17 protein-coding genes are annotated in these 18,389 nt (G+C 60.3%); 6 read left to right on the top strand and 11 right to left on the bottom strand.

Going from position 1 to position 18,389, the window contains the following annotated elements; genetic code table 11:
* Positions 1-121: 121 nt before the first annotated feature.
* The 7 genes from I6I71_RS07595 to I6I71_RS07565 all read right to left on the bottom strand — a co-directional run bounded on the left by I6I71_RS07595 (position 122) and on the right by I6I71_RS07565 (position 5,630).
* On the bottom strand, positions 122-649 hold the full coding sequence (locus tag I6I71_RS07595; RefSeq protein ID WP_052204814.1) for a GtrA family protein: 528 nt from the start codon (positions 647-649) through the stop codon (positions 122-124).
* Between the two features lie 3 nt (positions 650-652).
* The gene (gene dapC, locus I6I71_RS07590; protein ID WP_201819992.1) at positions 653-1,744 is read right to left on the bottom strand and encodes a succinyldiaminopimelate transaminase; all 1,092 of its coding nucleotides are present in this window, start codon (positions 1,742-1,744) and stop codon (positions 653-655) included.
* A gap of 5 nt (positions 1,745-1,749) precedes the next feature.
* A complete protein-coding gene (gene fdxA / locus I6I71_RS07585) occupies positions 1,750-2,073 on the bottom strand; it encodes a ferredoxin (protein WP_052204818.1) in 324 nt (107 codons plus the stop codon).
* A 13-nt stretch (positions 2,074-2,086) separates the two neighbouring features.
* Positions 2,087-2,410, bottom strand: a complete 324-nt coding sequence (locus I6I71_RS07580) for a hypothetical protein (protein WP_236587278.1) — start codon at positions 2,408-2,410, stop codon at positions 2,087-2,089.
* The gene (mshB, locus tag I6I71_RS07575; RefSeq protein ID WP_201819989.1) at positions 2,398-3,270 is read right to left on the bottom strand and encodes an N-acetyl-1-D-myo-inositol-2-amino-2-deoxy-alpha-D-glucopyranoside deacetylase; all 873 of its coding nucleotides are present in this window, start codon (positions 3,268-3,270) and stop codon (positions 2,398-2,400) included. The genes I6I71_RS07580 and mshB overlap by 13 nt, the downstream gene beginning before the upstream one ends.
* Positions 3,270-5,186, bottom strand: coding sequence for a translational GTPase TypA (gene typA, locus I6I71_RS07570; RefSeq protein ID WP_052204824.1), 1,917 nt, complete (start codon positions 5,184-5,186; stop codon positions 3,270-3,272). Before typA ends, mshB begins: the two co-directional genes overlap by 1 nt.
* A gap of 90 nt (positions 5,187-5,276) precedes the next feature.
* Positions 5,277-5,630: a hypothetical protein gene (locus I6I71_RS07565; protein WP_201819985.1), complete on the bottom strand. Its 354-nt coding sequence runs from the start codon at positions 5,628-5,630 to the stop codon at positions 5,277-5,279.
* Between the two features lie 125 nt (positions 5,631-5,755).
* Between I6I71_RS07565 and I6I71_RS07560 the strand changes: the two genes are divergently transcribed.
* The 6 genes from I6I71_RS07560 to I6I71_RS07535 all read left to right on the top strand — a co-directional run bounded on the left by I6I71_RS07560 (position 5,756) and on the right by I6I71_RS07535 (position 12,855).
* Complete coding sequence (locus I6I71_RS07560) at positions 5,756-6,463, top strand: Rv1157c family protein (RefSeq protein ID WP_236587277.1); 708 nt, start codon at positions 5,756-5,758, stop codon at positions 6,461-6,463.
* A gap of 3 nt (positions 6,464-6,466) precedes the next feature.
* Positions 6,467-7,003, top strand: coding sequence for a ribonuclease FAU-1 family protein (locus I6I71_RS07555; RefSeq protein ID WP_070495295.1), 537 nt, complete (start codon positions 6,467-6,469; stop codon positions 7,001-7,003).
* A gap of 130 nt (positions 7,004-7,133) precedes the next feature.
* Entirely contained in the window at positions 7,134-8,834 is a 1,701-nt protein-coding gene (locus I6I71_RS07550; protein WP_201819982.1) for an ABC transporter family substrate-binding protein, read from the top strand.
* A gap of 95 nt (positions 8,835-8,929) precedes the next feature.
* Complete coding sequence (locus tag I6I71_RS07545; protein ID WP_070495296.1) at positions 8,930-9,913, top strand: ABC transporter permease; 984 nt, start codon at positions 8,930-8,932, stop codon at positions 9,911-9,913.
* Positions 9,914-10,015: 102 nt separating this feature from the next.
* On the top strand, positions 10,016-10,951 hold the full coding sequence (locus I6I71_RS07540) for an ABC transporter permease (protein WP_070495299.1): 936 nt from the start codon (positions 10,016-10,018) through the stop codon (positions 10,949-10,951).
* Complete coding sequence (locus tag I6I71_RS07535; protein WP_201819979.1) at positions 10,948-12,855, top strand: ABC transporter ATP-binding protein; 1,908 nt, start codon at positions 10,948-10,950, stop codon at positions 12,853-12,855. The genes I6I71_RS07540 and I6I71_RS07535 overlap by 4 nt, the downstream gene beginning before the upstream one ends.
* 68 nt (positions 12,856-12,923) lie before the next feature.
* On the opposite strand, the gene I6I71_RS07530 is transcribed toward I6I71_RS07535, so the two are convergent.
* The 4 genes from I6I71_RS07530 to I6I71_RS07515 form a co-directional block, all read right to left on the bottom strand.
* A complete protein-coding gene (locus I6I71_RS07530; protein WP_201819976.1) occupies positions 12,924-14,606 on the bottom strand; it encodes an ABC transporter ATP-binding protein in 1,683 nt (560 codons plus the stop codon).
* On the bottom strand, positions 14,603-15,583 hold the full coding sequence (locus tag I6I71_RS07525; RefSeq protein ID WP_070495305.1) for an ABC transporter permease: 981 nt from the start codon (positions 15,581-15,583) through the stop codon (positions 14,603-14,605). The genes I6I71_RS07530 and I6I71_RS07525 overlap by 4 nt, the downstream gene beginning before the upstream one ends.
* A complete protein-coding gene (locus tag I6I71_RS07520; protein WP_070495307.1) occupies positions 15,576-16,502 on the bottom strand; it encodes an ABC transporter permease in 927 nt (308 codons plus the stop codon). Before I6I71_RS07520 ends, I6I71_RS07525 begins: the two co-directional genes overlap by 8 nt.
* Before the next feature lie 192 nt (positions 16,503-16,694).
* A complete protein-coding gene (locus I6I71_RS07515; protein ID WP_070495309.1) occupies positions 16,695-18,278 on the bottom strand; it encodes a peptide ABC transporter substrate-binding protein in 1,584 nt (527 codons plus the stop codon).
* Positions 18,279-18,389 lie beyond the last annotated feature (111 nt).

The following is an 18,389-nucleotide window of genomic DNA, read 5'->3' as shown; positions in this document are numbered from 1 at the left end:
CCACAAGCTACTGCCCGCCCAAATCACGCACAAGCTTTGGCGCTTGGGCCTGTGGATAAGTTGAAGTTATCCACAGGTGGGGCGTCGGTAAGCAAACGGCGAAATCGTTTGACCTGCGGTTTTAAGAAACGGCTTTTGGCTTGCCGAATGCCCAGAATTTGTTAATCACGAAATTGACAGGCATGGCCACAAACGTCGAAATCGCTTGCGCCCAGTAGCTCTTGGTGCGAAGCCCCGTGGAGTCATCAAACACCTCTGCCGGCAGTGCGATCGGCGAGAGCGGGTTCATCAAAAACGTCATCACCGTCAGCGACACAACAAGCGCCACCACACCCGTGGCAAGAAACGGCACATACCCGCGCAGCCACGAACGCCCGCCCTCCCCGCGGAACGTCCAGGAACGGTTCAACTGATAGTTCCACGTATTCGCCACCACGAACGCCACCGTGGACAACACGTGGTACCAGCGCACGTTGAAACGCGTGCCGAGGAGGTTGAAAAACACCTCAGACTCGTGGACGCCAAAGCCGGAGTCCAACAGCTTCTTGAACACATAAAACGCGGCCAAGTTGACCAGCACGCCGGACCCGCCGACGATGCCGAACTTCAGAAACTGTGTGGCCTCAGCAACAAAGCGTTGGGAGGTCATTCCCTAACGCGCACCTAGGCGCTGCGCGGCTTCGGCGGCGTGGGCATCCGTGGTGGTCATGGCCACGCGCACGTGGTTAGCGCCGGCCGGGCCGTAGAAATCACCCGGGGCGGCAAGGATGCCACGCTCAGCCAGCCACGCGAGCGCCTCGCGCGAGCTCAAGCCGTCCTTCCTCGCCCACAGGTACAAACCTGCCTCAGAGTTATCCACCTCAAAGCCCGCGGCAACCAAGCCCTTCAGCAACACGGCGCGACGCGCGGCGTACGTGGTGCGCTGCAGATCCTCGTGAGTGTCTTCCGCGAACGCGGCAACCATCGCCGCCTGGATCGGCCCCGGCACCATGAGACCCGCGTGCTTGCGCGCCTCCAGCAGCTCCTGGACCAACGCCCGGTCGCCGGAAATGGTGCCCGCGCGATACGACGCCATATTCGACGTCTTCGACAACGAATGCAACGCCAGAAGACCCGTGTTGTCCCCGCCAGTCACGCTCGGATGCAGGATGGACACCGCCTCCGCGGACCAGCCGAGGTAGAGGTAGCACTCATCAGAGGCCACAATTGCACCGGTGTCGCGGCTGAACTCCACCCAGGACTTCAGCTGGTCAACGCCCATAACCGACCCCGTCGGGTTGGATGGGGAGTTGATGAAGGCCAAGGACGCGCCGTCGATAGGCGAATCAGAGCGCACCACCTTGCAACCCGCGACCAGTGCGGCGACCTCATAGGTGGGGTACGCAACCTCGGGGATGATGACCGTCTCGCCGCGCATGCCCAGAAGCGTGGGCAGCCAGGCGATCGCTTCCTTCAGGCCAATCGTGGGCAGCACCGACTGCTCATCCAAGCCCGAAATGCCGAAGCGGCGCGAAAGCGCCTCCACGATCGTGCGACGCAACTCCGGCGTGCCCACCGTCTGCGGGTAGCCAGGGATCGCAGCATGCTCCGTCAGCGCAAGCTGGATCGCAGGCGCAACTGGGTCCACCGGCCCGCCAACGGAAAGGTCAATCAGCCCGTCCGGGTGCGACGCGGCTTTCGACTTCACGTCCGCAATCGTGTCCCAGGGGAAATCGGGCAACACCGAGGCCAAAGGGGTACGCATAAAATCTAGTCCTGGTTCTGCGGCGGCAAGGCAGCCACAAACGGGTGGTCAAAATCAAGCGCGCCCGTCTTCGCGGCGCCGCCCGGGGAACCAAGCTCATCAAAGAAGCCAACATTGGCGTCGTAGTACTCGCTCCACTCATCCGGAGTGTCATCCTCGTAGAAGATAGCCTCCACCGGGCAGGCGGGCTCACAAGCACCGCAGTCCACGCACTCATCCGGGTGGATGTAGAGCATGCGCTTGCCTTCGTAGATGCAGTCGACCGGGCATTCCTCGACGCAGCCGCGGTCCTTGACATCAACGCACGGCTGAGCAATCACGTAAGTCATGCGCTCTAGTATGTCACTTCGCCCTGGCGAGGGGCCAAACGCCGCCGCCTAAACCGGCAACGAGTGCCCAACCCCCGCCAAAAATGACCCACACGGCGCACCATACGGCCAAGGGAACAAGCCACACGATGCGTCGCGACGTCCACAGCGCCGCCGTACGCGTGAGCACCAACGTTGCCAACGGCATAAGCACCCATGCAAGCGGTAGCCACAGATGCGCCAGATACGTTGCCCCCACAAACGCGAAAACCGCGGCGAAAACACTCAGGAACACGTAGGCCTGAATAATTTCGCCGCGGGAAAATTCGCGGGAGTCGCCGCGTTCTACAGTCCGCAAAAGATCCCGTCCGCAGCATCTGGGCCATCCGGCAGCGGCACACCTGCGCCGAGCTGGTAGTGCTCCACATGCTGTAGCGGCTGCACGATCAGGTTGCTCAGGGCGTAGTAGACCACCGGGCCGTCACAGAGCACTGCGTGCGGGTTGGTTTCAGAGACCAGCCCATTGGCGATCCACAACTGGGTGGCGTGGGCTTGCATGGAGGAGGTTTTGGCGGCATACGTGGCGTCGTCAAGCAAAATGCTCAAATCGGCTGTCTCTACCCCATCGAGCTCTCCCGGCTGCGGCAGGCGCCAACCGGCGGGGGCGGCGGCGGGCAACGCAGCGTTGGTCTCATGCGCAAGGCGGACGGTGTGCAGCACACGCGGCACCTCGGCACGAGCGGCAGCGGCGTGCGTGATGCGGTGGGTCTGGATGTGGTCCGGGTGGCCGTAGCCTCCATTGGCATCGTAGGTCACCACAGCGTGCGGGCGGATGCGCTCAAACAGCGACACCAGCAGGTCAGTCGCCACATCGGTGTTGTTGACAAACGCACGTGGGTTCTGGTGCGCCGGCGAACCCGCCATGCCGGAATCACGGAAACGTCCAGCGCCGCCGAGGAACTCACCGCGCGCGCCCAGCGCACGCAGGGACGCCGCGAGCTCACCGATGCGGAAACCGCCAAGCTGATCGGCCTCGTCCGCAACCAGATGCTGGTAGGTCTCCCCGATCACTTCGCCCTCTTCGCCGAGGGTGCAGGTGACCACGGTGACGTCCGCACCACGGCGAGCCAGATCGGCGATGGTGCCGCCGGTGGTAATCGCCTCATCATCCGGATGAGCGTGGACGAATACAGCCCGGTAGCCGACGAGATCCCGCATTACTTATTCAGCTGCTTCGCGCGGGAACGTGCACGGCCACGCTCGGTGGCGTTCAGGATGATCTTGCGCACGCGCATCGCCTCAGGCGCGACCTCGACGCATTCGTCCTCATCACAGAACTCGATGGCCTCGTCCAGCGACAGGGTGCGGGCCTTCTGCAGCGTCACGGTCGTATCGGCGCTGGCTGCACGCATATTGGTCAGCTTCTTTTCCTTGGTGATGTTGATGTCCATGTCCTCATCACGCGAGTTCGCACCAACAACCATGCCCTCGTAGGTCTCAGCACCCGGCTCCACGAAGAAGTCGCCGCGGTCCGCCAGCTGCTGCAGGGCGTATGCGGTGACCTGGCCGGAGCGGTCTGCCACCAGGGAGCCTGTCGGACGTCCCTTGATTTCGCCTGCCCACGGGCGGTGCTCGATGGAGTACGAGTTGGCAATGCCAGCACCACGGGTTTCGGTGAGGAAGGTGGTGCGGAAGCCGATCAGGCCACGCGACGGCACGTCAAACTCCATACGCACCCAATCACCCGCACCGGTGTTGGACATTGCGGTCATCTGGCCCTTGCGGTTTGCCAGCAGCTGGGTGACGGCACCCTGGTGTTCACTCGGCACATCGATAACCATGTGGTCGTACGGCTCATAGGTCTTGCCGTCGATCTCCTTGGTCACTACCTGCGGCTTGCCCACGGTGAGCTCAAAGCCTTCACGACGCATCGTCTCAATCAACACCGTCAACGCCATCTCACCACGGCCCTGGACCTCCCAGGCGTCCGGGCGCTCCGTCGGCAGCACCTTAATGGAGACGTTACCGATCAGCTCCTGGTCCAAGCGCGCCTTGATCATGCGTGCCGTGAGCTTGTCACCGCCGTTACGGCCAGCCATCGGCGAAGTGTTCACGCCAATGGTCATGGAAATCGCAGGGTCATCCACCTTGATGCGCGGCAGCGGCGCAACGTGCTCCGGGTCGCACAAAGTGTCACCGATCATGATTTCGTCCACACCAGAGATTGCGGCAATGTCACCGGCAACCACATCCTCGGTGGCCGGAACGCGATCCAGGCCTTCAGTGACCAGGAGCTCAGCCACCTTCACGTTCTTCACATGCTGGTTGCCTTCCGCGTCATAGTGCACCCACGCGACCTGCTGGCCCTTCTTCACGGAGCCCTTGAACACGCGGATCAGTGCGATACGGCCCAGGAAGGAGGAGGAGTCCAGGTTGGTCACCTGCGCCTGGAACGGCGCGTCGATGTCGGCAGACGGCTCCGGCAGTACGTCATAAATAACGTCGAACAGCGGCTGCAGGTCCTCATTGTCCGGCAGGTTGCCGTTGCCCGGGTTCTCCTGGGAAGCACGGCCCGCACGGCCGGAGGTGTAGAGCACCGGCAGCTCCAGCAGGTTCTCCGCAGCCTCAGCTGCCTCCGGGTCTTCCAGGCCAGCGCCCAGTTCCAGCAACAGGTCCTGGGCTTCCTCCACAACCTCATCAATGCGAGCATCCGGGCGGTCCGTCTTGTTCACGCAGATGATGACCGGCTTCTTGGATTCCAGCGCCTTGCCCAGCACGAAGCGGGTCTGCGGCAGCGGGCCCTCAGATGCGTCTACCAGCAGCACAACACCGTCCACCATGGACAGGCCGCGCTCAACCTCGCCGCCAAAGTCGGCGTGGCCCGGGGTATCAATCACGTTGATCACCAGGTCGCGGCCGTCCTTGCCGGCGCCTGCGCGACGGATGGCGGTGTTCTTGGCCAAAATTGTGATGCCGCGCTCGGATTCGAGCTCACCGGAGTCCATCACGCGGTCGCCGTGTTCACCATGGTCACCGAATACGCCGGACTGCTCCAGCATTGCGTTAACCAGGGTGGTCTTGCCGTGGTCAACGTGGGCGACAATGGCTACATTTCGAAATTCAGGGTGCGACACTTAACCGCTGCTCCTTATATATAGGCGGTATGAACGTCTAAACACTACCCCTCCAACCCCCGAATCGCACGTTCGCTTGAGCCGCTTCTTTTACCCGCTCAGTGCGGTTTGGAGCTCGTGGAAGCTGGTGGCAAAGAATTGATCATTCCTGCTTGTGCTGATCACGGTGCCAGCTTGACCACGGCGGTGCAGTTCTACGGTTACGGTGCCGTCGCCGTTATCGGAGGCGTCGATAGTAATGGGTGCTTGGAAGTCCTGAGTCAGGTACACCCCGAGGAAGCGGTACTTCAGTGCGTTGCCAACGTTGACAACAAGCTCGCCCTCGGACTTCTCCTTGACATCGAAGTTCTCCAGACCGGAGAGACGGTTTTCAATCTCCGCCAGCGTGAGGTTGGTGTTGAACGTGACGGTCTCGTTCTGGGTTGCGTTCTGGGGATCAGTCATGGCTTTTCAGTCCTTTCACCTTATCGGCTTGATGTTTTGTGATCCGGAACACCACAGACGGTAGAGGTCAATACTGGCACGAGGCTGGCAGTTTCTTTCGATTTCGCCTTGACGTTGTTACATAAGTGACTATTGTGTCTCAAGTGACGTTTTCCCTGCCCAAAACAATTCGCGCTTCCGCATGCGCAGCACTTGCCGCGTCTTTGCTTGCCAGCGCTAGCGTTTTTGCCCCAGCGGCAAACGCCCAGACATCTTCCGGCGCATTCGGCCTGCTAGATGAGCTAGGCAGGCCTACCCCACAGGTAGTCCAGCGCGTCCATGACTTTGCAGACAAGCCTTTCGTGCCTGCCCAGGTATCTAACGCCCTGCGCACGGCGATCACGTTCTACGCCGGCGGCGCCGAGCTCGGAGGTCCCCCTCTGCCCGAGGATGCTCCCCCGTTCACCCAGTTCTACTGGCCAACGGTGTCTTCCCACTGCATTGGTCCGGGCCTGCACTCCACAGCATCAGCACTCGTCGTCCCAGGCCCGGCTACCTCTCCCGCACCTGGAGCCAATGCTGGAGAGGCCACGTTCGTCTTCACCGCCCTTGGCACACCGGCCGCCGCGCCCGACCAGGGGTTGATGAAGGTGTACTGGATCAACCTCAACAATTTCCGCACGGGCGTAACGCCATTAGATAACAACCTGATAAACCCAACAGGACCGGCAACCCTGTCCGCAACCGCTAAGACGGGCCCTGGGCGCGTACTCGCAGTTGTAGACGGAGGCGTGCGCACCCAAGACAAGGTGTGCAGCTTCGCCCCCACCGCCGCAAGTTTTTCTGTGAGGTAAGAGATGAGCGTTGACCTACACCCTGTCAAGCAGGAAACCTTTGACACGGTCTCCAAGACCAACGTGGACCCCAAGGGATTCCTCCGTGAGGTAGACACGTTTCGGGTGACTGATTTTGGCTTGTACATGGCACGCGGGGCCAACCACCCCCGCTTTGGCTACCTCGAAAGCTGGCTGCTTCCAAAGCTCGGCCTGAGAGCCAACATCTTTCACTTCCGCGAGGGTGTAGAAGAAGAGCAGGAGTATTACTTCGACGTTGCGGACATTGACGTTGACGGCGACGTATGGACAACGCGTGACCTCTACGTTGACTTAGTCTCTAACACCGGCACTCCTATCGACGTTTTAGATATCGACGAACTCGCCGCAGCCACCTCCGCAGGGCTAATCACTGCTGAGGAAGCCGAGAAAGCCATTGACTTCACCTTGAATGCCGTCGAGGGCATCACCCGTCACAGCGATGATCCGATGGAATGGCTGCGCACCCTCGGCATCGAACTGACGTGGGCGGATGAGGTGGAACTCACCCCCGTCGGCTAGCAAAAAGCCCTTTGGTGAAAATTAATACGCCGAAAATGGTGTGACACATCACTTTTTTCATTAACGTTAATGAAACCCACTGCTTTCGTGGCAATAAGTTTTGTTTTCCGTTGAAAGGATGACCGGTCACATGAAGAACCGCATTCGCCTCGCCGCAATCGCCGGCCTGTCCACTATCTCCCTGACCCTCACCGCATGTGCAGGTGACAGCACGGAGTCCACCAGCACCGGCACCTCCGCAGAGTCGAGCCAGGCTGCAGAGTCCACTGGCGAGTCCACGGGTGGCCTGGAAATCAACGCTGCTGGCGACTACAACCCGCTGGAGCGCGACCAGATCCAGGACGGCGGTGAGCTGACCATGGCTATCACTGAGATGGCCGAGCAGCAGAACGTGTTCCACGCCAACATGAATCTCTACACGCGCAACGTGTGGGACAAGTACAACCCGCAGCTCACCCTGTTTGACGGTGACGGCACCTACCACCCGAACCCGGCCTACCTCAGCGAGGTGAAGGACGAGGTTGTGGACGGCAAGACCGTGGTCACCTACACCATCGTGGACGAGGCCAAGTACAACGACGACACTCCGATCGACTGGACCTCGTTTGAGAACACCTGGAAGTTCAACAACGGCTCCAACCCGGATGTCCAGGTCAACTCCACCGACGGCTACGAGCTGATCGAGTCTGTCACCCGTGGTGAGACCGACAAGCAGGCAGTTGTCACCTTCAAGCAGGCTTACCCGTGGTGGGAGGGCCTCTTCGGCAACCTCGTTCCGCCGCAGGTTGACTCCGCTGACACCTTCATGAATGCCTACCTCAAGCAGCTCCACCCGGAGTGGGGCGCAGGCCCGTTCAAGGTTGAAAACGTCAACTTTGAAACCGGTGAAGTTTCCTTCGTGCCCAACGAGAAGTGGTGGGGCGAGCCGGCCAAGCTGGAGCGCATCTCCTACCGCGCAATGGAGGCCCAGGCTTCCATCAACGCTTTCCGCGCAGGTGAGATCGACCTGACCGGCGTTGGATCCCGTGACCGTCTGGAGACCGCACGCCAGATGGGTGACCAGGCTGACATCCGCGTCTCCCTGCGTCCGTCGAACTACCTGCTGACCATCAACTCTGAGGCACCGGGCCTGGAAGACCCGAAGGTGCGCGAGGCAATCATGACGGCAATTGACCGTTCCCAGCTTGCCGCGATCCGCTTCAACGGCCTGGACTACACCGAGGACCTGCCGGGCTCCTTCACCCTGTTCCAGACCCAGGATGGCTACGAGGACAACTTCGGCTCTGTCGTTCAGTACGACCAGGAGAAGGCAAAGAAGCTGCTCGAGGAGGCTGGCTACTCCGAGGCGAACCCGCTGAGCGTTCGCTACGTCACCCTGGGTGACTCCCCGATGGTTCAGGCCACCACCTCCGCAATGCAGTCCATGCTGCGCGCAGTTGGCATCGACGTCCAGATCGAGGAGCGTCCGAGCTCCGACTTCTCCAAGGTGACCTCCGAGAAGGACTTCGACCTGTTCATGATGGGCTTCTCCTCCTCCGACCCGTTCGGTGTTGCGTACTTCGGCCAGATCTACGCATCTGACTCTGAGCTGAACAAGTCCGGCACGGGCTCCGCTGAGCTGGACGCAAAGATCGAAGAGCTGCAGAAGATCGAGGACGCTGACGAGCAGATCAAGCGCGCTAACGAGCTTGAAAAGGAAGCCTTCGGCGAGTTCGGCATCATGCCGTACGCCAACGGTCCTGAGATGGTTGCTACCAAGCCGGGCCTGGCTAACCTGGGCGCAATGTCCTTCGCAGTGCTGCCGATCGAGAACGTCGGCTGGGCGAAGTAAGAGACCCGGTAACCGTTGATCACGTCGCGTAAATCCGCCGAGGCCCTTGTGGCTTCGCGCGGATTTATGCGTTTTCACACAGACTGAGAGACGCCATGTTCCGCTACCTCATAAGGAAAATTCTGAGCTGGAGCCTCATCGTATTTCTGGCCACCAACCTCACGTATTTCCTCGCCAGCTTTTTCTTGGATCCGCGCGCCAACTACTTCGGCCGCCGCCCTCCGCTTTCACCAGAGCAGATCGATGCTTTGCTTGAGCCCAACAACTTGAGCCCGAATACGCCGATAATTGAGCGTTGGTGGACATGGCTCACCGGCATTCTGACTCGTTGGGACTGGGGTAACTCCCCGCTCGGTGACTCGGTGAACGAACAGATTTCGTTTCGCATCTGGGTCTCCGCCCAGCTGACGTTCGTGGCAACCTTCCTGTCCATCGTCATTGGTGTGGCAGTGGGCGTGTACACGGCGTCGCGTCAGTACAAGCGCGCCGACCGCGTTTGGCAGGGCATTTCCATCATCACTATGAACACGCACGTGGTTGTGGCGTCTATTGCAGTGGTGTGGCTTGGCATCAAGATCAACGAGTGGACCGGGCGCCGTATCTTCTACGTCACCGGCGCCTCTAGCTCCAATGTGCAAGGCACGTGGAACAAGCTAGTTGACTTTGGTCAGCACCTTATCTTGCCCACGCTTGCGCTGCTGATCATTTCCTACGCGGGCTACCACTTCATGCAGCGCACCTTGCTGCTGGATAACTTGAACGCGGACTACGTCCGCACTGCTCGCGCCAAGGGCCTGACCAAGGCGCAGGCGGTGCGCAAGCACGCGCTACGCACCTCACTGATTCCGGTGGCAACCTCGGTGGCATTCTCCGTTCCCGGTATTTTCACCGGTGCGGTGATGACGGAACGCATTTTCGCCTGGAACGGCATGGGCCAATACTTCATCCAGACCATCAGCCGCAACGACGTGCATGGCGCAGTTGCTGTTGCGGCCTTCGGCGCCGCGATGACCGCAATATCTGCGATCTTGGCGGACCTGCTTGTGGTGGCACTTGATCCCCGAGTCCGGGTTAGCTAGGGAGGCACACCAATGTCGACGAAATACACCGGTTCGAGCTCTGGCCAGCCACGTCGCGCCAGCCAGAACCTGGGTATGCACGCAAACATCCCAGTTAATGACATGACGTCTACGTCTGAAACCGGACGCCAGGCAGACGGCACAGCAAGTGCTGAGCCACCAAACCAGTCCGCAGCGCTACGCGGCACCAGCAAGAGCCGTATCTACCTGCGCCGCTTCCTGCGAAACCGCATGGCGGTAGTAGGCACGGTTATCTTCATCGTGCTGGTCCTGCTCGCTGTCTTTGGCAAGTTCATCACGCCTTGGGCCTACGATGAACCGGACTTTTTGAACCTGGCCACCGGCCCAAGCAAGGAACACTGGTTTGGTACCACTGACTCCGGCAATGACCTATTCGCTCAGGTTGTGCACGGCCTTGGCCGTTCCCTGACCATTGCAGTGCCAGCAGCGCTGGCTATCACGATCCTCTCTGCGCTCATTGGCGCAGGTGCTGCGCTCTACGGCGGTGTGCTTGAAAAGATCGTGCTGGCAATTATCCACTTCATGCTGGCGGTGCCGACCTTCTTGATGATTGCACTGTTGGTCTCCGGCTCTGGCGGCGACTGGAAGGTGCTCACCGTGGTGCTCATCGCGTTTGGCTGGATGTACCCCGCGCGTGTGATTTGGTCGCTGGCCTTGTCTATCCGAGAAAACGACTACGTTCGTGCCGCCCGTTTCATGGGTGTCTCCCGTCCGAAGTCGATTGTGCGCCACATCATCCCCAACGTGGCGTCGCTGTTGGTGATCCAGTTCATGATGGGCGTGGTCTCCACAATCATGAGTGAGACCGCCCTGTCCTTCCTTGGCTTGGGTGTGAAGCTGCCGGATGTGTCTCTGGGTACCCTGCTGCAGACCGGTACCGGAACCCTGATCACCACCCCGTGGCAGTTCTACTTCCCGGCGCTTGTGCTGACGTTGTTGACCGTCTCCATGGCTTTCATTGCTGACGGCCTGCGTGACGCTTTTGACCCGAACTCGAACTCTGGAGGCCGAGCATGACATCTTCCGTGAATTCCGCTAACCCGGTACTTAGCGTTCGTGATCTCAACGTTTCTTTCCCATCGGAGGCAGGCGTTGTCTCCGCGGTGCGCGGCGTGGACTTTGACCTCTACCCCGGCCGCACCCTTGGCATTGTGGGCGAGTCCGGCTCGGGCAAGTCGGTCACGTCCATGGCCGTGATGGGCCTTTTGCCGGATTACGCCAAGGTCACCGGTTCGGTGCTGTACAAAGGCGAGGAACTGCTGACCAAAAACGACAAGGCCATGTCGCACATCCGCGGCAACGAGATCGGCATGATCTTCCAGGACCCACTGTCCGCTTTGACGCCGGTGTATGACATTGGTACGCAGCTGGTGGAAGCTATGCAGGCCCACAACAACATTTCCAAGTCCAAGGCACTCACCCGCGCGGCTGAGCTTTTGGACCTTGTGGGTATTCCGGAGCCGCAGAAGCGCCTGAAGTCCTTCCCCCACGAGTTTTCCGGCGGTATGCGCCAGCGCGTGGTCATTGCTATTGCGATTGCGAATGATCCGAAGGTACTGATCGCGGACGAACCAACCACCGCCCTCGACGTGACCATCCAGGCCCAGATCCTGGACGTGATCAAGGTTGCGCAGCGTGAAACTGGCGCGGCTTGCATCATGATTACCCACGACATGGGCGTGGTTGCCGGCACCGCAGATGACGTGCTGGTGATGTACGGTGGCCGCCCCGTGGAAAAGGCCGACGTGCACACGCTGTTTAAGACCCCGCAAATGCCGTACTCCATCGGCTTGCTTGGTTCCACACCGCGTGTGGACGTCCCTTCGGACGAGCCTTTGACGTTTATCGAGGGCACCCCGCCGAAGCTGGTGAACATGCAGGAACGCTGCCAGTTCGCGCCGCGCTGCCCGATCGCTGTCCCGGAGTGCTCAAACGGCGAGCCGAAGCTTGAGCCTGTGGGGGATAACGAAGGCCACGAGGTTGCCTGCATCCGCCACAACGAGATTGAAAACGGCACGATCAACGGCCGTCCGCTCTACCCCACCCCGGTGCTTCCGGAGGATTCGCTGGCGAACGTGCCTCGCGAAGAGCGCGAGGTGACCCTGGAAGTGGAGAACCTGAACAAGGAATTCCCGCTGACTAAGGGTGCGTTGGTGAAGCGTCGCGTAGGTACAGTGCACGCGGTAAAGAACGTCTCCTTCGACCTTCGCGCCGGTGAGTGCATGGCTATCGTGGGCGAGTCCGGCTCCGGCAAGACCACCACCTTGCTGGAGATCATGAACCTGGACCCGGCGCCGGGCAGCCGCATCGTGCTGTGTGGTGAAGACGCGTCCAAGTTCAACCACGCGTCGCGTCAGAAGGCCCGCCGCAACCTGCAGATGGTGTTCCAGGATCCGATGAGTTCCTTGAACCCGCGCATGACGGTCAAAGAGATCATCCAGGAGCCGCTGGACGCGCTTGGTTACCAGGGCGACAAGGACGAACGTATTGCTGAACTGATGCGCACCGTGGGTCTGGATGAGTCCCAGATTGACCGCTTCCCAGGCCACTTCTCAGGAGGCCAGCGCCAGCGCATCGGCCTGGCTCGTGCGCTTGCCACCAACCCCTCGGTGATTGTGCTGGACGAGCCGGTCTCAGCGCTCGACGTATCTATCCAGGCTGGTGTGATTAACCTGCTGGAGTCCCTGAAGCGCGAGCTTGGCCTGTCTTACCTGTTCGTGGCACACGATCTGTCGGTGGTCCGCCACCTGTCGGACCGTGTTGCGGTGATGTACAAGGGCGACTTTGTGGAATTCGGCGACGCGGATGAGGTGTTTGATAACCCCCAGCACCCGTACACCAAGGCGTTGCTGTCTGCGATCCCGATTCCTGACCCGGAGGTTGAGCGCAACCGCGTGCGCCAAACCTACAAGCCGGAATAGGGCCCCCTTGCTTGTCGACGCCCCCCGCGCGCCGACAAGCACCCCCACTCCCCCTTAGGGCACTGGTGTTAACGGACTTCGATGCCGAGGTCTTCGCCAGTGCCCAATTCAATGCCCAAGCCCGGAACCGAATTGATCAGGTTCTGGGTGTATGGGTCTTGCGGATTATCAAAGATGTCGTCCGAACTCCCCTGCTCCACGGCAACGCCTTGGCGCATCACCACAATGTCGTCGGCGGTCTGGCGGACCACGGCTAGGTCGTGGGTAATGAACAGGTAGGAAAGGTCGAGCTCTTCCTGCAGGTCTGCCAGCAGGTTGATGATCTGGTTTTGCACCAGCACGTCAAGTGCAGACACGGCCTCATCCAGTACGACAACTTCCGGGTGCAGCGCAAGCGCACGCGCAATTGCGATGCGTTGGCGCTGGCCGCCGGAGAGTTCGTTCGGGTAGCGTCGCATAGCAGAGCGCGGCATCTGCACCATGTCTAGCAGCTCAGCAACGCGAGATTCGCGCTCCTTGCGGCCGCCGACCTTGTGCAGCGCCAGTGGCTCCTCGATGCACTTGTACACCGAGAACATCGGGTCGAGTGAGCCGTAGGGGTTCTGGAACACCACCTGCACCTTGCGGCGCATCTCAAACAGCTCTTTACCTTTAAGCTGCGCAATATCCTGGCCTTCGAAGATCACTCGCCCACTGGTCGGTTCGAGAAGACGCAGCACCATGTTGGCCACGGTGGATTTGCCGGAGCCGGACTCGCCGACGAGGGCGAGCGTCGTGCCGCGTCGTAAAGAAAAGCTCACGTCATCAACCGCACGAAGGATTTTCTTGGCGCCTTTTTGGCCGCGCACGTCGAATTCCTTCACCAGGTTTTCTACGCGAACCACTTCCTCACCATCGCGCTTGCCGGCAACGCGCTCTGCGGTTTCCAGCCCCTGTGCCTTAGCGGACTGGATTCGTGCAGACGCCAACGACGGCGCCGCCTTCACCAACCGCTGCGTGTACGGGTGCTGCGGGTTACGCAGAATCTTCAGGCTTGGGCCCTTTTCCACGATGCGGCCGCGGTGCATCACCACGAGGAAGTCGGCGCGCTCAGCTGCCAACCCGAGATCATGAGTAATAAACAGCAGCGATGTGCCCAATTCCGCGGTGAGCTTGTCCAGGTGATCCAGGATTTTCTTCTGCACCGTGACGTCGAGGGCGGACGTCGGTTCGTCCGCAATCAACAGCTTCGGGCGGGCCGCCAGGCCGATAGCGATCAGCGCACGCTGGCGCATACCGCCGGAGAACTCGTGCGGGTATTGCTTCGCGCGGCGCTCCGCGTCCGGCAGGCCGGCTTCCTCCAAAAGTTCCACGACGCGCTTGTGGCGCTCGGAGCCCGGCACCACGTTGTTGGCACGCAGCGATTCCTCCACCTGCGTGCCAATGCGCCACACCGGGTTGAGGTTACTCATCGGGTCCTGAGGAACCAGGCCGATCTCGTTGCCCCGGATTTCCTGCCAACCCTTCTCGTCCAGGCTGGTCAAGTCCTTGCCGTCGAAAGTAATGGTGCCGTTGGTCACCTTGCCGGTGCCGGGCAACAGGCCCAGGATGCTCATAGCGGCGGTGGACTTGCCGGAGCCGGACTCACCCACGATGGCCACGGACTGGCCTGGGTAGATGGTCAGGTCAAAGTCACGTACGGCTTCCACCACACCCGTGGTGGATTCGAAGGTGATCTTGAGGTCTTCAATGTTAAGCAGTGGCTGGTTCATCGCTTCCTCGCCTTCGGGTCGAGGGCGTCGCGGACCACGTCGCCCATCATGATAAAGCTCAGCACCGTCAGTGCCAGGGCAATTGCCGGGTAGAACAGCACCATGGGCTGGGTGCGTAGGGACGCCTGCGCCCTCGAAATATCTCCACCCCACGACACCACGGACGTTGGCAAACCAATACCAAGGAACGACAGCGTTGCCTCAGCAACAATGAACGTGCCCAGCGCCACCGTCGCGTACACAATGATCGGCGCCGCTGCATTCGGCAGGATGTGGGAGAAGATGATCTTGCTGTCGCTGGCGCCAAGTGCGCGCGCAGCGGTCACGAACTCGTCGTTCTTCACACCCATCACAGCGCCACGCGTAATACGTGCGATCTGCGTCCAGCCGAACATAGACAGTGCAAGCACCACCATCCAGATGGAGCGCTGGTTTTGGAACATGGACATAACCACGATCGCAGCCAGCACCAGCGGGACGGCGAAGAAGATGTCCGTCAGGCGAGACAGCAGCGTGTCCCAGATACCACCGTAGAAGCCGGCGATGGAACCGATGATGGTGCCAAGTGCGGTAACAATCAGCGTGGTCAGCACGCCCACAGCAACGGATGCACGTGCACCGTAGATGGTGCGCGCGTAAATGTCGCAGCCTTGACGGTCAAAACCAAATGGGTGGCCAGAGGTCGGTCCATTCAGTGAGCGCGACAGGATGCACTCACGCGGGTCAGTAGCGGTAAACAGTTGAGGTGCGATTGCCACGGCAAGCGCCATCAGGATCAGTGCGGCTGCTACCCAAAACAGGGGGCGGCGGCGCAGGTACTTCCACGCTTCGCCCCATTGGCTTGACGGCGCCCGGTCATCGGCCACAGCGTCAACGGCGCCGAGGCCCGACTCATCAGTCTCAGCTACGTAGTATTCCTGCCCAGGCAGCACAGTATCTACAGCATCTACAGCGTTATTGGTTTTTGGGTTATGCATAGCGAATCCTCGGATCCAGGACAGCGTAGAGCAGGTCCACCAGCAGGTTGGCAACGATGTACACGATCACCAGCACCGTGGTGAATGACACCACCGTGGCAGGCTCACCCTTGATGATTGCTTGGAAGATGGTGCCGCCAACGCCGTTGATGCCAAAGATGCCTTCGGTAACAATGGCGCCACCCATCAGCCCACCAAGGTCAGCACCCAGGAAGGTCACAACCGGGATCATGGAGTTGCGCAGCACGTGGCGGTTCATCACTTGACCGTTGGACAGGCCCTTAGCACGGGCGGTACGCACATAATCCGCGCGGAGGTTTTCGCTGACGGACTGCCTGGTTAATCGCAACACGTACGCAAATGACAAGGCGCCTAGCACCACCGCGGGCATTAACAGCGCTGTGAAGCTTTCGTTTCTTCCCACTGTCACGGGAAGTAATCCCCACTTCACGCCGACGAGGTACTGCAGTACGAAACCGATAACAAAGCTGGGCACCGCAATGACAAACAGGGAGACAACCAGCACGGTGGAGTCGAAGATGCCGCCGCGGCGGACACCGGCGATCACGCCGAAGATGATGCCAAAGATGGCTTCAAAGGCCAGCGCCATCAGCGCCAGCTTGATGGTCACCGGGAAGGCGTTTGCCATTACGGAGCGCACCGGCTGGCCGGAGAACGTTGTGCCGAAGTCCAGCGTCAAAATGCCCTTGAGGTAGAGCAGGTACTGGACCAAGAATGGCTTGTCTAAGTTGTACTCTTCGGTGATGCGTTGGCGAGCAGCTTCGCTCAAGCCTCGGTCGCCGCCGAGCGCTTCGACTGGGTCGCCCGGCATAAGAAAGACGAGGGCATAGAGCAAAAGCGTGGCCCCGAAGAACACGGGGATGATTTGCAAGAGCCGCCGCCCGATGTAGCGCCACATGGGTTAGTTCGCTCTCTTTCGGTTAAGCAGTTTCGTTGACAGTTTCAGTTGTCTTCAGTTGTCTTCAGTCGTCGGTGTTGCAGACATGCTTGGCAGAATACCGCCGGACGCAACACGAAACCCACACCCGACACGAGCCGTGTCTGAGTGTGGGTTTGTGCAACTACGAAGCGGCATCCGCTTGGAGGGACGTTACTTCTTAGTGATTGCGTAGAACAGCGGGACAGACTTCCAGGAGAATGCCACGTTGTCAACGTTCTCGGAGTAGCCACCGACCACGTTGGAGTACCACAGCGGGATAACCGGCAGGTCCTGCAGCAGGATCTCCTGAGCCTCGTTGTAGTACTCGGAAGCCTCCTCAACGCTGGCTGCGCCGGCAGCCTGCTTCAGCAGCTGGTCGAAGGTGGCGTTGGAGTAGTCACCGTCGTTGGAACCAGCGTTCGTGCCGTACAGCGGGGACAGGAAGTTACCCAGGGACGGGTAGTCTGCCTGCCAGCCAGTGCGGAACGCGGTGGTGATTTCGCGCTTGGTCACGTCATCGCGCAGGGACTTGAAGTCCGGGTATGCGTTGCCCTCAGCCTCAATGCCCAGGGTGTTCTTGATGGAGTTTGCAACTGCATCAACCCATGCCTGGTGGCCACCATCAGCGTTGTAGGAGATGGCAAACGTGCCGGTCCACGGGTTGATCTTGTCAGCCTCTTCCCACAGACGCTTTGCTTCCTCCGGGTCGTACTCCAGAACCTCAGCACCGTTGAGGGTGTCGGTGTGGCCAGCGATCACCGGGGAGGTGAAGTCCGTTGCCGGGGTGCGGGTGCCGTCGAAGATGGTCGCGGTGATCTCCTCGCGGTTGATTGCACGGGAGATTGCAGCGCGGCGCAGCTTGCCCTCTTCACCACCGAAGTGCTCGAGGCGCTCCGGGATGGTGAAGGACTGGAAGATGGCAGCCGGCTGGTTCACGGCGCGCTCGCCCAGCTCGTCATTGAAGGTTGCGAACGCAGAGTCCGGGATAGCGTCGGTCACGTCCAGGTTGCCTGCGAGCAGGTCAGCGTAGGAAGCGTCCTGCTGTGCGTAGAAGACGAAGTTGATGCCGTCGTTCTGCGCAGCGCGGTCGCCGGAGTACTCCTCGTTCGGAACGATGATGGCGTCCTGGTTGTGGTTCCACTCAGCAAGCTTGTACGGGCCGTTGCCGATCGGGTTCTCGCCGTATGCAGCGAGGTCATCGAATGCAGACTCGTGCATTGGGTAGAAGGCGGAGTAGCCCAGGCGCAGCGGGAAGTCGGCTTCTGGCTGGGTCAGCTCGATGGTGAACGTCTGATCGTCCACAATCTCCAGGCCCTCGAGCGGCTTGCCCTCTTCGAAGCCCAGGATGGACTCGAAGAAGTAGGCGCCGAGCATTGCGTCCTCAACAACCTTGTTCCAGGTGTTGACGAAGTCCTTGGAGGTCACCGGGGAGCCGTCGGACCACTTGATGTCATCGCGCAGGGTCACGCGGTAGGTCTTTTCACCCTCCAGCTCAACGGACTGTGCCATCTCGTTGTGGGACACGCCGTCCTTGTCAAAGTAGACAAGACCCGAGTAGATCATATCGACGATGTTGCCGCCGCCGACCTCATTGGTGTTGCCCGGGATGAGCGGGTTTTGCGGCTCAGTGCCGCTAGCGGTGATGTAGTTGCCGCCGTCTGCACCGCCGGTGGAGGCGCTGTCCGAGCCACATGCGGCCATGGTGAAGGTTAGCGCGCTGGCTGCAACAACAGCCAGGGTCTTCTTCATGTTCACTATAGATTCTCCTTGATTCATGTGATGATCCCAATGATCCCAATCACATTTGTTCCCGGTAGCCGGAATAGAACACAATACTACCCAACAGATTCCGTAAATCCACCCGAA

This window comes from Corynebacterium riegelii, assembly GCF_016728505.1.
In the GTDB taxonomy this organism is placed as follows: domain Bacteria; phylum Actinomycetota; class Actinomycetes; order Mycobacteriales; family Mycobacteriaceae; genus Corynebacterium; species Corynebacterium riegelii.
This window is presented reverse-complemented; position numbering and strand designations above follow the sequence as displayed.